The sequence below is a fragment of the Streptomyces aureoversilis genome, from assembly GCF_042657885.1.
Taxonomy (GTDB): Bacteria; Actinomycetota; Actinomycetes; order Streptomycetales; family Streptomycetaceae; genus Streptomyces; species Streptomyces aureoversilis.
Genome location: NZ_JBHSKJ010000010.1, coordinates 135,790 through 149,156, shown reverse-complemented (window position 1 = coordinate 149,156; position 13,367 = coordinate 135,790). Strand labels below are relative to the sequence as shown.

The following is a 13,367-nucleotide window of genomic DNA, read 5'->3' as shown; positions in this document are numbered from 1 at the left end:
TTCCGGCCGCAAAGGGTGCGGCCCGCGGCGGATGCCACGGACCGCTGACGCGTGTGACTCCCGCTACTACTCGAAGTCGACGTCCGAGATGTCCAGCGAGCTGCTCGAGGAGCTGCTGCTGCAGCCTTCGTCCATACCAATGGCCTCGAGGCTGGAAACCCGCTCTTCGACGACGGTGATCTCGATTTCGGACATCTTGCTCTCCCCTCGTTAATCCGCACTGGGGCGGACTGTCGTTCACGACCCTACGAGGGCGCGCATATTTTTCACGCCACGGAATTCCGTAGTTAAGACACCGCGAAACCGGGGCGGCCGGGAAGAGTCAGGTGGATTCGTGAATTCCAGATGGTGTTTCCGTGCCCGCCGGGGGACGGGCCGGGCGGCGCCGGCTCCGCCACAGGAGCAGCGCGGCCACGGCGACCGCCACGCCGGCCGCCACCCGGGTGGCACCGTCGAAGCCCAGGGACTGCATGCTCCACCCGGCGCCCAGCGGAGCCACGGTGAGCCCGCCCGTGTAGGCGAGCGTGTAGAGGGCGTACACGGATCCGTACGCCGGGGGCTGCCGCGCCTCGGCGATCTCCGACATGACGGTGACGGTCGGGGTGAGGACCAGCGACGCGCCGATCGTCACCACGGCCAGCCCGGCGGCGATCGGCACCACGCCGTGCAGCCCGCCGAGCGCGAGCATCGCCACGGCGGCCAGCAGGCAGCCCGTCGCCGCGACCGGCCCCGGCGCCACCCGGCGCAGGGCGGCCCCGGCGAGCGGGGGCGCCACGGCGGCGGCGACGCCCGCCACGCCGAAGACCACGCCGACCGCCCCGGGACCTGCATTCTCCGTAGTGAACAGGTGCAGCGGCAGGACGGGCTCCAGGAAGGCGATCAGCGCGGCGCCCGTCGCGGTGAGCACCACGACCTGGACCAGGCCGTGCCGGCCGCGGATCTCCGCGAGCCTGCCGCGCCGCTCGCGGACGGTGTCCGGCGGCACCAGGAACCAGCGGGCGACGCCGTCGGCCAGCGCGATCGCGGCGGCGAGCAGGAAGGGCGCGCGGGGGTCCAGCCAGTCGGCCAGCAGGCCGCCCAGGGGCGGTCCGACGAGCGTGCCGACCGCGAACGACGACAGGGCGACGCCCATCGCCTTCCCCCGCTCCTGCGGGGAGTGCGTGGCCGCCACGAGCGCCAGGCCCGCCGTCCAGACCACGCCCGCGGCCGCGCCCTGCAGCGCCCTGGCCACGATGAGCAGCGCGGGGTCGCGGACGAACGCGAACAGCACGGTGGCCGCGACCAGGCCGGCCACCCCGGCCAGCAGCGGCCTGCGGTTGCCCTGGCGGTCCACCCATAACCCGGCGGCGGGCGTGGCGGCCACCAGCGCACCGGCGTAGACGGCGAACATCAGCCCGACGCCGAGCGGGCGGGTGCCGTGTTCGGAGGCGAGTTTCGGGAGCACGGGCACCGCCATGCCGTACACCAGGGCGTCGGTGGCCAGCCCCAGGGAGGCGACGGTCAGCGCCGCGGTACTGCGGGCCGGCTGCCCGGTGCCGCGGACCGGCTCCTTGCGATTGAACTCCATAGTGAATCTGACTACCATAGTGAATGTGACCAAGCAACAGCCACCCCGGCCGACCCGGCTCATGGGGGACCGCATCAGGGCAGCACGGGAGACGCGGAACCTGTCGACGCAGACGGCGTCCGCCCAGGCGGAGATCTCCTCCGGCTATCTGTTCAAGCTGGAGAACGGCTACGTCGGCACGCCGTCGCCGCGCGTGCTGCACCGTTTGTCGCAGGTGCTCGGCCTGGACTACTGGGAGCTCATGGGCCTCGCCGGATACGTGGTGCCCGCGAGCGGCGACGACAGCGCCCCCGCGCCCACCGCACCCCCCTCCCCCGAAGCCGCCCCGGCCCCGCTCGACCGCATCGCCGACGCCCTGGAGGACGTGCGGGACGAGCTGAGGATGATCAGAAAAGCCCTCGCGGAGCGGCAGGCCGCGAGCCCCGGGGAAACGCTCTGAGGGTGCGGGTTCCCACGGATTTCCCCAGTGCGGATTAACGGAATCCCGGACACCAAGGGAAAAAATCCGGCATCGATCGCACAAAACCTTGACAGCTGCCACACATCGTGTGTTTACATCGATGTCCGATCGAGTCTGGCCAATGCTCAAGTCCCCAACTTTCCGCATCGGACGGGACTATGACGATTGATGTGTCTCATTCACGCCTTGCGACTCTGGACCAGCAGGACTGTACCGTCGTCCTCTTAGGCTGGTGGGAAGCCGCGGCACGATTACCTCCGACCACCATCCAGCATGAGAACGTCGAAATTCACCCCTGCTCGGATTCCGACCTGCTGGCCCCGACCATTCATTCGGTGCAGGCCGATTGGATGCTCGTGGGGGAGAAAATCGACGACAGTGAGATTCACCGCGCGTTCGGTCGTGCGAAGGCCGTCCGCGAGGACCTGAACCTGGCGATCCTGGGCCCGCGCCGTGACTGGCGGCGGTGCGAGCGCTGGCTGCGCCGCGGCTGCCGGGTCTATCTGGAGGACACCGTCGGGCTCGACCGGATGGCCGAGGCGATCCGGTCGGCCCGGGACCTCGGGATCAACGTCACCGACCGCAGCATCTTCCAGGTCCTGCAGGAACGATCCGCTGGACCGACGCCGCACCTGACCCAGCGCGAACACGAGGTGCTCGACCTGCTCCGGCGCGGTCTGCGCAACCAGGACATCGCCCACGCCCTGCACGTCACCGAGAACACCGTCGAGTACCACGTGCGCCACCTGCTCGCGAAGTTCGGGGCCCGCAGCCGCCTGGAGGCCGTCGAGCGGGCCTCCGCCCTCGGGCTCGCCTGACCGGCCGCGGCGGCCGGGCCGTGATCCGTCACCGCCCGGCTGCCGGCACCATCCTGAGCTCCAGCGACGCGACCGGGCGCAGGAAGGCCGCGGCCGCGGCCCGCACGTCCTCGGCCGTCACGGCGGCGATGCCCGCGGGATAGGCGGCGAAGTCGGCGGGGCCGAGCCCGGCGGCCGCGTAGCCCGCGATCCGTTCGGCCCGGCCGCGCTCGGCCTGCCCGGCCCTGTGCCACTGGACGACCAGCCGTTCCTTCGCCGACCGCAGCAGGTCCGGGGCGACGACGTCACAGCCCAGCCCGTCCAAGGTCTCCGCCACGCATCCGGCCACCTCGTCCAGCGCCTCGGGGCGGCAGGCGGCGAAGCACATCCCGTAACCGCCCTCGGCGAGTTCCCGGCTGAAGGCCGCCAGCGAATAGGTCAGCCCCCTCTCCCGCCGCAGCCGCCGGTCGAGCAGTCCCTCCCTGCCGCCGAGCAGCGCCCAGGCGACGTGCAGCGGGAACTTCTCCGCCGAGCCGAGCGGCACGCCCGGCGTACCGAGGAGACAACAGGCGCCGTCCCCCGCGATGCCGGCCGACCTGCGCTCGCCGCGGGGGAACCGGGCGGTGGCGGCGGACGCGCCGTCCCCGGCGGGTGCCGCCGGGCGCTCCGCGAGCAGTTCGTCGGCCGCCGCGCGAAGCTCCCGGTCACCGGCTGCCTGCACGGCGCGGACGCGTTCCCCGTGGACGATCCCGTAGCGGTGACGGCTGCCGAACAGTACGCGCCGCACGTCGTCGGAGCCGCGCTCACGCGGCGAGGACAGCCGGGTCAGGCACTCGGCGCGCAGCCGGTCCACGACTCCGGGCTCCGGCGCCGGGTGCGCCTGCCGGAACCACTCCGGAAGCGCGCGGAGCGCGGCACGGTCGGCGCCCACGACTTCGGCGGTGACCCCGGCCAGGTCGGCGCTCACCACCGGCTCCACCCGGCAGTCCACGCCGTCCGCACGCGCGGCGGCGGCCACGGCCCGGGCCCATCCCGCCGCCGCCAGGGGCGCGACGAGCACGGCCGGCCGCGAGACCCCGGCGAGCGGCACCGCGACGGTCGCCGCGGCGACCGGGCTCCGTGCGGTGGCGGGGAAGGCGAGCAGGACGCCCGGCGTCACCTGACCGGTCACGCCGCACGCTCCGCACCGAACCACCGCCGCCACTCCGCCAGCAGGTCGCCCACCGCCCCGGCCGGGCACGCCGCCAGCTCGTCCGTGCCGACGGCGGTCCGCGGGTCGGCGGCCCGGGTCGCGAGTGTCTCGACGTCGTCTTCCGTGCGCAGGCGCGGAATGAGCACCTCCGTCCGCAGCCACGCCGCTCCGTCCAGCCGGGCGATGCGCGCGTGGGCGGCGTTCAGCGCGGCCCGCACCGCGTCGCCCGCCGCCGCGGGACCGGACGCTCTGACCATGGCCCAGGTGCACAGCCGGTCCCGCAGCGGCAGGGTGTGCAGGACGAGCCCGGTCGCCGCCTTGACCGCGTCGCAGGCGAGGACGGCAGCCGCGGAGTCGCCTCCCGGCCGGGCGAAGGCGATCCCGGACGCCGACCCGCGCGTCACGGCGACCGCGCCCGCGGCGGGACGCTCGGCGAGGCGCGAGGCCCGTTCCCGCCCGGCATAGGCCGCCCCCGACACCTGACCCTGCGTCACGGCCGGATCCGCCGGGGACGGGTGGCCGTGCCCCCAGGCCGACGCCGTCGCCGCGATCGGCGGCAGCAGCTCGTCCAACCCGTCCGCCACGACCACGAGGGTCGCCCCGGCGGGGCGGTACCACCTGTGGTGGAAGTGACGCACCCGCTGCGGCGTGAGGGCGTCGACCACCCGCGGGTCGCCCAGCACCGGGTGGGCGCAGCGGGTGCCCGGCCACAGCGCGCCCATCAGCGACTCCTGCAGCCGCCGGGCGGGGTCGGCCGAGCGCTGGGCGCGTTCCTCCCGGATGGCGGTCAGCTCCGCGGCGAGGTCCTCGCGCGGTACGTCCAGGTCGCCGAGGACCGGGCCGAGGGCGGCGACCGCGGGGACGGCGTCCGCCCGGCGCACCACCGCGCTGTAGACGGTGGCCTCCTTGCCGGTGCGGGCCGTCACCAGCGCGCCGTCGCCGACCCGGCCGCCGCCCATGGCGCACCGGACGACCATGTGTTCGAGCACGTGCGCCAGGCCCTCCTCGTCGGGTTCTTCGTCGGCGCTGCCCACCCCCACCCGCAGCAGGACGGCGGCGAGCGGTGTGCCGGTGCGGCGGACGGCGACCAGCCGGATGCCGTTGGGCAGCACGCGGGTGTGCGTCGGTTCCACCGGTCACTCCGCGGACTGCAGGGTCACCAGGGTCTGGGCCAGGAAGCGGTCCTGCTCGTCCACCGCGATGACGACCCAGTCGCCGCAGGCGAGCAGCGGGTTGTCGTCGAGCGGGACGTCGTAGTGCGCTTCCGGCCGGTCCGGCGTGCACGACAGTTCCTCGCGGACGATCCGGCCGATGCCCTGCCAGGCGAGGACGACCGGGGTGGGCTCGGTGAGACCGGTCAGCCCGACGGAGAAGCGGAGCGTCCGGCGTCCGGCGTCGTCCACGGTCTCCTCCAGGTCGGCCCGGCCGAGGCCGAGCGGGGAGACGTAGCGCTGCGTGAACGGGTAGGGGACGGTGCGGCCGGCCCGGTCGAAGACGACGGCGTGCACCGCCAGCAGCCGGTTCTCGGCGTCGTACACCGAGGCGTGGCAGTAGTCGCGGTCGAATCCCGCGAAGAGGATGAGCATGTCCGTGGTGACCTCGGGCTCGTCCGGAGTCACCGCGTGGAAGCGCTCGCGGGTCTCGTCGCGGTCGACGAAGAAGAACTTGTGGGTGAGCATGGCCGGTTCGCCGAGGTTGTCGACCCTGCTGGAGAACCGGAGCCTGATGCCGTCTCCGACCGGCTCGGCGGAGAAGGAGCAGTGCACCGGCGACCGCTCCGGGGGCAGGCAGCGGCTCACGATGTGCCGCCGGTAGGCCTCGGGGATCAGGGAGGTGTCCGCGAAGTCCTCCTTGCGGACCATCGACAACGAGGGGAACGCGACGAAGGACGCTGCCATGGGATCTTCCTAAGGGAGCGGGTGGGGGTAGGGGTTGTCCGGTGCGGAGTCGGCGCCCAGCGTCCGCACGACGTCGTGCAGGCGGGGGTTGCCCAGCATCCGGAAGCGGTGCGCGCCCGACAGGTGTTGCATGCCCGGCACCAGGACGCGGACGACGCGGACCCCCGCCCGCCGGGTGTCGGGGGTTGTCAGGTCGACGACGTAGGTCCGGAGCCCGGCGGCGGCGAGCTCCGCGACGACGGCGTCCGCGGACGCGGCACCGGTTCCGGCCTGCAGCCGGGCGGGCCGGTCGCAGGCCGGCGGGGTGTCGGGGTGGACCAGGTATCCGGCCCGGCGGCGCAGTGCGGGATGGCGGGTGTAGAGGATCGCGTGCTTGTTGAACTCGTCGACGTTGCCGAAGTCGGGCGCGGCCTCGAAGCCCTCGTACTCCTTGACGAGCCGCCGCACGTAGGTGAGGCCCTGCGCGGCCTCCAGGAAGGCCTTCTCGACGGCGGGCACCAGGGAGGTCCGGCACGCGGCGCCGAACGACAGGACGGGCTCGGCACCGCCCCGGCCGTCCATCACCGCGACGACGACGGGCGGAGCGAGGTCCAGGGACAGGTCGTAGAAGCGGACACGCCAGGACTCGGCCTTGGTCAGGTGGTAGCTCACCCGCGGGGACGCCGCGATCACGTCCTCGGGGACCGGCCGGGGCGGGAGGCGGTGCAGCCAGGACACCGCCAGCGCGTCCCGCTCGATGATCTCGCAGAGCCCGCCGAGCACCGCGTCGGCGACGGTCGGCCCGGCCGCCAGGCCGGTCGAGATCGACGGTGCGATCGGCGTCTCCTCCTTCGACCGGCGGTAGTAGAGGAACACCTGGGAGGCGGGCACCCAGCAGGGCTCGCCGTCCGGCCGGCGCGTCGCGCGGACCCAGCGGACGGTCGTGTCCTCGGTGAAGGGAGCGAACGGGAAGCCGGGCGAGGCGTACTGCTCGGCGGAGAACAGCCCGAAGGCCTGTGGCGCGACGGCGGTCTCGCCGGACCGGGTGAGCTCGGCCCACGACGCCGTCCGGAGCTCGGCGGACCGGAACAGGCCGGCGGCGTAGCGTTCGAGGGACTCGCCGATCGCGGCGTGGAGCGCCTCCTTCTTGGTGAAGCCGGCGCCGCCGTTGCGGACCACCCCGAGGTTCGGCCGGATCAGCGAGTGGTCCGGCGAGGTGCTCCCGGCGAGGTAGATCTGGGGGCCGCTCTCGGCCCGCCGCAGGTTCACCGCGTGGACGACGCCCACCCGGTCGTCGACGGCCGCGGTCAGCTCCGCCGGTGGAGCCGCCTCCTCGGGTCCGGGGGCGGCCGAGCGCTGCCGGTCGCCGCACACCCGGCAGGTGGGAACCGGGAGCAGGACACGGCGGGTCTCGCCGCCGTCCTCGTCCAGCCAGAACAGGTCTCCGCCCGGGTCGCCGCCGGGGCGGCCCGGCCGGTCCGCCGCGCGCCGGCCCACCGCCGCGGCCAGCCGGGCGGCCCTCCACGGCGGCACCTGCTGCTGGACCGCGGGCGCCCCGGACTCGGCGAGGGAGGCGGTGTAGGAGCGCCAGACCGGCCCGTGGACGGAGTTGGCGAAGATGCGGGTGCGCAGGCACTCGTAGCAGGCGACCGTCCGGTCCGGGGTCCACAGCGGGCCGGCGAAGGCGGTTCCGCCGTGCATGAGGCCGTAGAACAGGCAGTCCAGGCCCTGCTGGACGCAGAGTTCGTTGACCGTGCCGGCCCGCGCGTCGAAGAGCGAGGCGGTCGCCGCGACCACCAGGGAGGCGGCCGTGCCGAGGAGGAGGCCGGCCGTCGGCTCCGCGGGCTCGCCGAGGTCGTGCACCTCGGTCCGCGGTGTCCGGCGCAGCACCGCCACGAGGTCGTGCGTGAGGGCGGCGGGCCCCAGCACTGCGATGTGCTGCCGGGCGGTGCGCTGCGGCTCCTGTGCCCCGTGCGGCTCCTGCGGGGCGCACTCGATGATCCCCTGGCTGCGGAGGCTTTCGAGCAGTTCCAGTGCGCGGGGGCGCGGCAGCGTGGCTTCGAGGGCCACGACGATGTCGTCGGCGCGGGCCGGGCTGCCGAGCCGGGGCAGGACCTGCTCGGCGAGCAGGCGCAGTCCGGTCCCCTGCAGCCTGTGGACTCCGCGGGGCGACTCCACGAAGCCGTTGCGGTCGTCCAGGACGTGCAGGCGCATGCCGGGGGCGGCCCGGAGGACGCTGTCCTGATCTATCACGAGGCGGCCTCTCCCAGGAGGGTCAGGTAGACGACGGCGTCGTCGGTGCCGTTCACGCCCGCCAACCGGTTGAAGTGGTCGTCGACGAAGCCGATGAGCGGGTGGGCCACGAGGCCGAGCGCCGCGGCCGCGGTCACCACGCTCTGGGCGAGGTGGCCGCATTCGAGCAGCGCCATGCGGTAGCCGCGCTCCCAGTACTTCCACTGGTTGCGCCGGAAGGCCGCGACGTGCAGGACGATCGCCGCCGCCCCGGCCACCCGGCCGGGGTAGCCGGTGTGCGCGGCGACCTCGTCGAAGTCGTAGTCGGCGTTGACCAGTTGGAGAACGCGCCGGCCGGGGTGGAAGTAGTGGACGCCCGGGGTCACGGCCTCGACGCGGTGGGCCAGGACGAACAGGTCGCCCGAGCACAGGCCGCCCGCGGTCGGGGTGGCGCGCAGCGGCAGGCGGACACCGTCGGGCGTGTGCGCGGTCCCGGTGATCCCCGCGGAGAGGTCCAGGATCCGTGCGAGGTCCGCCGACGGGAGCGGGCCCCGGCCCATGGGCGCCGCCGAGCGGCGGCGGCGGACCGCCGCGTCGAGGGGCAGCAGGTCGCGGCCCGCGGCCGTGGGCAGGGGATGCTCGGTCCTGGTCCGGCCGTAGTCCCGGTAGGGCCGTGCCAGGGCGCGCCTGGTGCCGGGGTGCAGTCGGTCGACGTCCACCGGCGGGAGCGTGCGGAAGGCGGAGCGGATCTTCGAGTTCTCGTGGAAGGTGCGGGAGATCCTGACCCGTTCGCGGTCGCAGGCGAGGGACAGGTCGGCGGGTGCCGCGCGGCCGGTGAAGCAGGGCTCGGCCCACGACCCCGCCGAACCTGCCGAACCCGCCGGCTCCGTCGGTTCCTCAGCGTCTACGGCTTTCCCCATCCCTTCGCTCTTCCCGGCGTCTCCGGCGATGCGGCACTGGACGACGGCTCCGCCGTCTCCGTCGAGCACCGTCCGTACGACGGCGCCGGCCCGGCGCCCGAACTCCGCCTCCGGGACCTCCCCGACCTGGTCGAGGCCGATGTCCCCGCCGACGGCCGGGGCCGGGGCCGGTTCGGACCACGCGTCGGCGGCGGCCCGGGTGAGGATGCCGTCCAGGGCCCGGGCCAGCGCACCGCGGGCCGTCGGACCGCAACCGAGGGCGCGGATCTCCCGGGGCGGCCCGTCCTGCCGGAGCACCGCACCAACCAGCGGCACCCCGCCCGCGGCGTCGAAGGCGTAGCAGGTGAGTTCGGCGTCCAGCGCGCGGTGCAGCGGCGACGGCACCGCACCGGCCCAGCCCGTCAGCCGCCGCGCCGTGTCAGGGGGGTCGCGCCGTTCCACCGCGTCGCAGACCGCGGCGCGCACGGCGTCCGCGTGCCCCGGTGCGGCACCCACGCCGTACCCGTCCCGGCCGAGCCGCAGCTCCGCGGCGCGGGCCGCGAGCCGCCAGCGCACCGTATCGAGGTCCCGGCCCGCCGTCAGGGCGAGCATCGGGACCGGGGCGCCCGGCTGTTCCAGCCGCTCCGCGCGGTGTCCGGCACCGACGAGCGCGAATGCCGTCCCCACGAGACGGGCGGGCAGCGGGAGTTCCCGCACCGCGAAGCCCATGGCTTCGATCAGGCCCACCGCCCCGGGCGTCACAGCGCCACCCACTCGCGCGATGCGCTCGCGTGCCCGGCGCAGTCGGGGCAGAACGGGTCGCGCCAGGCGGTCAGCGAGGTCTGTTCCCCGGTGGCGGCGTCCATGGTGGTGACCCGGCCCCAGGGGTGCTCCGCGGCCATCGGCAGCAGGGCGCGCAGGGCGAGGTGGGCGACGAGCCCGCCGGTCCAGTACAGGCATCCGGGTTGCAGGGTGGCCCACCCGGCGGCCGGTCCGGGCTCGCGGGTGCGTTCCTCCTCCGGTCGTGCGGGAAGGTGACAGCGCAGGCACCCCGACTCGCCGGCCCGCACCCAGGGGCCGATCCGGACGCGCTGCGCGCCGAACCGCACCGGCAGCCATGACCTGCGGTCGGCGCACAGGGTCCGGTTCGCCGCCGCGAGTCGCGCCTCGTCGGAGTCGGCGACGATACGGAGCGCGGCGTCCGCCTCCGGCTCCGGCCCGGCGGGGTTCAGGCCCTGTTCCCGGAGCAGCCGGTTCCATACGGAGACGACGAGTTCCGGGCCGGCCATGTGAATGCGTTTCGCCCGGATTCCGGAGAATACCCGGTCCGGTTCGGCGGCGCGGCGGCAGATATACGAATAGAGCCGCCGGCCGGGCTCGTCGTCGATGACCGCGTTTTCCCCGGGAAAGAGCAGGACGCCCATGTCCCGTAATCGCGGCACGAACGGCGACAGCCTTCGGGCCTCCGCCTCGGAGAGCTGCCGGCGGATCGGAGCGCTGCGGCGCATCCTGGGCACCACCTGCGTGATCACATGCGCCAGCGGCTGCAGGGCGGCCGGATCCGCGGTCAGCGCGTAGGTCCGCGGACCGACGGCGATCTCGCATTTCTCCGGCCCGTGCATCCGGAAATCGACGTCGGCGGCCGCGACCGCCACCTTCTCCATCATCGCGGAAAGCTCAGAAAGCTCAGAAGGTTCGGAGGGCTCGGAGAGCTCGGAAAGTCCGGGAAGCTCGGAATCAGGCACGGGCCCATCCTAGGCCCGGAACAATAACCACCCAATACGGATTTCCCCGGTACTGTACTACGGAATTCCGTAGTAGGGGAATGCATTGTTCGCATGTCCAATGGCTGCCTCGTTCCCGGGATGAGGACGGAGCACCAACATGGACACGTTCAGCCGCAGGGGATTTCTCGGCACCGGTACCGCGGCGCTGTCGCTGCTGGCCCCGGGCATGTCGTCGGCGCACGCCGGCAAGGTGCCCTGGGCGCGGCTGGACCGGCGCCTGCGCGGCCGCCTCGTCCGGCCCTCCGATCCGGTCTACCGGACGGCCAGGCAACTCGACCTCGCCCAGTTCGACGCGGTCGCCCCGAGGGCCGTCGCCTTTTGCGAGAGCCCGCACGACGTGGCGCTGTGCCTGGCGTTCGTCCAGGACCACGACGTGCCGTTCGCGGCGCGCGGCGGCGGCCACAGCTACGGCGGGTACTCCACCAGTCCGGGCCTGGTCATCGACGTGTCGCGGCTCAACGCGGTGACGGCGGGCCCCCGGAGCGTGCGGGTCGGCGCGGGTGCGCAGGCGGTCGACGTCGTCGACGCGCTCGCCCCGTACGGGCTGGCCCTGCCCGGCGGCACGTGGGCGACGATCGCCGCGGCCGGGTTCGTCCAGGGCGGCGGCATCGGCTATCTCACGCGCTCCCTCGGCCTGGCCTGCGACCGGGTCACCGCGGCGCAGGTGGTCCTCGCGGACGGCCGGGTCGTCACCGCCTCCCCGGAGGAACACCCCGGTCTGCACTGGGCGTTGCGGGGTGGTGGCGGCGGCAATTTCGGCGTCGTCACCTCGTACTCCATGACCCCCGCGGCCGTCGGCCCGGTACGGACGGTGCGGCTGTCCTGGGCCTGGGACCATGCCGTCGGCATGATGGACGGCTTCGCCCACTGGCTGGTCGACGCCCCGCGGACCATCGGCGGCGCCGCCGTGGCCGTCCTCGTCGACGCGGCCCCGGGCGGGACGCCCCTCGCGGGAGTGACCCTGCTGTCCACCGGCACCGGTGCCGAACTCACGGCCGAAGTCGCCCGCCTGGTCTCCCTCTGCGGCCCGCCGGCGGACAGCTCCGTCGACAGGGTTTCCTACCGGTCGTTCATGATGGAGGCCTTCAAGTGCGGCACCCTCACGGCCGCCCAGTGCCACCGCGCCGGCAGCACCCCCGAGGGCCGGCTACCCCGGGCCGCCTACGGCCTGGTCCGCGGCCGGATGTTCAGCCGGCCGCTGCCCCGCGCCGCCTGGGAACGGGCCCTGGAGGTCTTCGACCTGGCCCGGGTCCCCGGCCAGACCCACAAACTGGAGGTCCTGGCCCTGGGCGGCGCCGCGGGCGACCCGGGCCGCACCGACACGGCCTACGTGCACCGCGACACCCTCTTCGACATCAACTACCTGAGCGTGGTCGGCCGCGGCCCCGCCGGCACCGCCGCGAGGATCGCGGCGAAGCAGTGGGCCGACGCCGGTTTCCACGCCGTCGACCCCCACTCCAACGGCGAGACCTACCAGAACTTCATCGACCCGTCCCTCCGCGACTGGCGCCGCGCCTACTATGCCGAGAACTACGCCCGCCTCTCCTCCGTCAAGGCCGAGTACGACCCCCACGGAGCCTTCCGCTTCCCGCAGGGCATCGAGCCGGCGCCCGCCCGCACCGAGGGGCGGTGACGGTGGCCGGAGGGCGAGGGCCGCCCGGCCGCGGGGCGGCCGGTCCCCCTCAGGGCCGTTCGGCCCATGGTGGACGCCGCTCCCGGCAGATCATGATCGGTGGAGCGCAGCGGTGCGCCGACCGTCGACGGGAGCCGGTTGTGGACCAGACAGAGGTGTTCTCCCAGGACAGGCCGATCCGGGTCTTCCTCCTGGACGACCACGAGGTGGTCCGGCGGGGTGTCCACGACCTGCTGGACGCCGAGGACGACATCGTGGTCGCCGGCGAAGCGGGCACCGTCGACCACGCCCTCGCCCGGGGGCCCGCCCTCCGCCCCGACGTCGCCGTCCTGGACGTGCGGTTACCGGACGGCGACGGCATCACCGTGTGCCGCGAGCTGCGCTCGCGGATGCCGGGGCTCGCCTGCCTGATGCTGACCTCGTTCGACGACGACGACGCCCTCCTGGACGCGATCATGGCCGGAGCCGCCGGGTACGTCCTCAAGCAGATCAAGGGGTCCGACCTCGTCTCCGCCATCCGCACCGTCGCCTCCGGCCAGTCCATGCTCGACCCGGCCACGACCACGCGCCTGATGACCAGTCTGCGCGGGGACGGCGAGGACACCGGATCCGGCGACGAGCGGCTCGCCGACCTCTCGCCCCGCGAGCGCGACATCCTCGCGCTGATCGGTGACGGGCTCACCAACCGTCAGATCGGCAAGAGCCTGTTCCTGTCCGAGAAGACGGTCAAGAACCACATCTCGCGGCTGCTCGCCAAGCTCGGCGTCGAGCGCCGCATCCAGGCGGCCGTCCTCGCCACCCAGGCCGGGCGGGCCGCCGCCGAGCCGGGCCCGGACCGCCCGGCGGGCGAACCCGGGGACCGCCGGGAGCAGTCCGGCCGCCGGGGCTGAGCCGGACGGCTCCCGTCGTGAACGAGGCCGGTG

The 13,367-nt window shown here is 74.0% G+C and carries 12 protein-coding genes; 4 read left to right on the top strand and 8 right to left on the bottom strand.

What is annotated here, in order from left to right; genetic code table 11:
* Window positions 1-66: 66 nt before the first annotated feature.
* Window positions 67-195: a hypothetical protein gene (locus ACFPP6_RS19245; RefSeq protein WP_256790471.1), complete on the bottom strand. Its 129-nt coding sequence runs from the start codon at window positions 193-195 to the stop codon at window positions 67-69.
* 127 nt (window positions 196-322) lie between these two features.
* Window positions 323-1,567 (bottom strand): MFS transporter, encoded by a 1,245-nt coding sequence (locus ACFPP6_RS19240; RefSeq protein WP_382043650.1) that lies wholly within the window; start codon window positions 1,565-1,567, stop codon window positions 323-325.
* Between the two features lie 25 nt (window positions 1,568-1,592).
* Between ACFPP6_RS19240 and ACFPP6_RS19235 the strand changes: the two genes are divergently transcribed.
* Window positions 1,593-2,006, top strand: a complete 414-nt coding sequence (locus ACFPP6_RS19235; protein WP_382043648.1) for a helix-turn-helix domain-containing protein — start codon at window positions 1,593-1,595, stop codon at window positions 2,004-2,006.
* A gap of 356 nt (window positions 2,007-2,362) precedes the next feature.
* Entirely contained in the window at window positions 2,363-2,845 is a 483-nt protein-coding gene (locus ACFPP6_RS19230; RefSeq protein WP_382043646.1) for a helix-turn-helix transcriptional regulator, read from the top strand.
* A gap of 28 nt (window positions 2,846-2,873) precedes the next feature.
* Here the strand turns inward: ACFPP6_RS19230 and ACFPP6_RS19225 are convergent, their stop codons facing one another.
* From ACFPP6_RS19225 to ACFPP6_RS19200, 6 genes are read right to left on the bottom strand one after another with little or no spacing between them, the layout of a single operon-like run.
* On the bottom strand, window positions 2,874-3,995 hold the full coding sequence (locus tag ACFPP6_RS19225; RefSeq protein WP_382043643.1) for an insulinase family protein: 1,122 nt from the start codon (window positions 3,993-3,995) through the stop codon (window positions 2,874-2,876).
* Complete coding sequence (locus ACFPP6_RS19220) at window positions 3,992-5,149, bottom strand: M16 family metallopeptidase (RefSeq protein ID WP_382043640.1); 1,158 nt, start codon at window positions 5,147-5,149, stop codon at window positions 3,992-3,994. The genes ACFPP6_RS19225 and ACFPP6_RS19220 overlap by 4 nt, the downstream gene beginning before the upstream one ends.
* 3 nt (window positions 5,150-5,152) lie before the next feature.
* On the bottom strand, window positions 5,153-5,914 hold the full coding sequence (locus ACFPP6_RS19215) for a DUF5944 family protein (RefSeq protein WP_382043637.1): 762 nt from the start codon (window positions 5,912-5,914) through the stop codon (window positions 5,153-5,155).
* A gap of 9 nt (window positions 5,915-5,923) precedes the next feature.
* Window positions 5,924-8,146, bottom strand: a complete 2,223-nt coding sequence (locus ACFPP6_RS19210; RefSeq protein WP_382043634.1) for a TOMM precursor leader peptide-binding protein — start codon at window positions 8,144-8,146, stop codon at window positions 5,924-5,926.
* Window positions 8,143-9,771, bottom strand: coding sequence for a SagB/ThcOx family dehydrogenase (locus ACFPP6_RS19205; protein ID WP_382043631.1), 1,629 nt, complete (start codon window positions 9,769-9,771; stop codon window positions 8,143-8,145). Before ACFPP6_RS19205 ends, ACFPP6_RS19210 begins: the two co-directional genes overlap by 4 nt.
* Before the next feature lie 11 nt (window positions 9,772-9,782).
* Window positions 9,783-10,691: a TOMM precursor leader peptide-binding protein gene (locus tag ACFPP6_RS19200; RefSeq protein ID WP_382043628.1), complete on the bottom strand. Its 909-nt coding sequence runs from the start codon at window positions 10,689-10,691 to the stop codon at window positions 9,783-9,785.
* Window positions 10,692-10,908: 217 nt separating this feature from the next.
* On the opposite strand from ACFPP6_RS19200, the gene ACFPP6_RS19195 reads away from it, so the two are divergent.
* Together ACFPP6_RS19195 and ACFPP6_RS19190 are read left to right on the top strand one after the other, a co-directional pair.
* Complete coding sequence (locus ACFPP6_RS19195; RefSeq protein WP_382043626.1) at window positions 10,909-12,444, top strand: FAD-binding oxidoreductase; 1,536 nt, start codon at window positions 10,909-10,911, stop codon at window positions 12,442-12,444.
* 140 nt (window positions 12,445-12,584) lie between these two features.
* A complete protein-coding gene (locus tag ACFPP6_RS19190) occupies window positions 12,585-13,334 on the top strand; it encodes a response regulator (RefSeq protein ID WP_382043624.1) in 750 nt (249 codons plus the stop codon).
* Window positions 13,335-13,367: the final 33 nt, after the last annotated feature.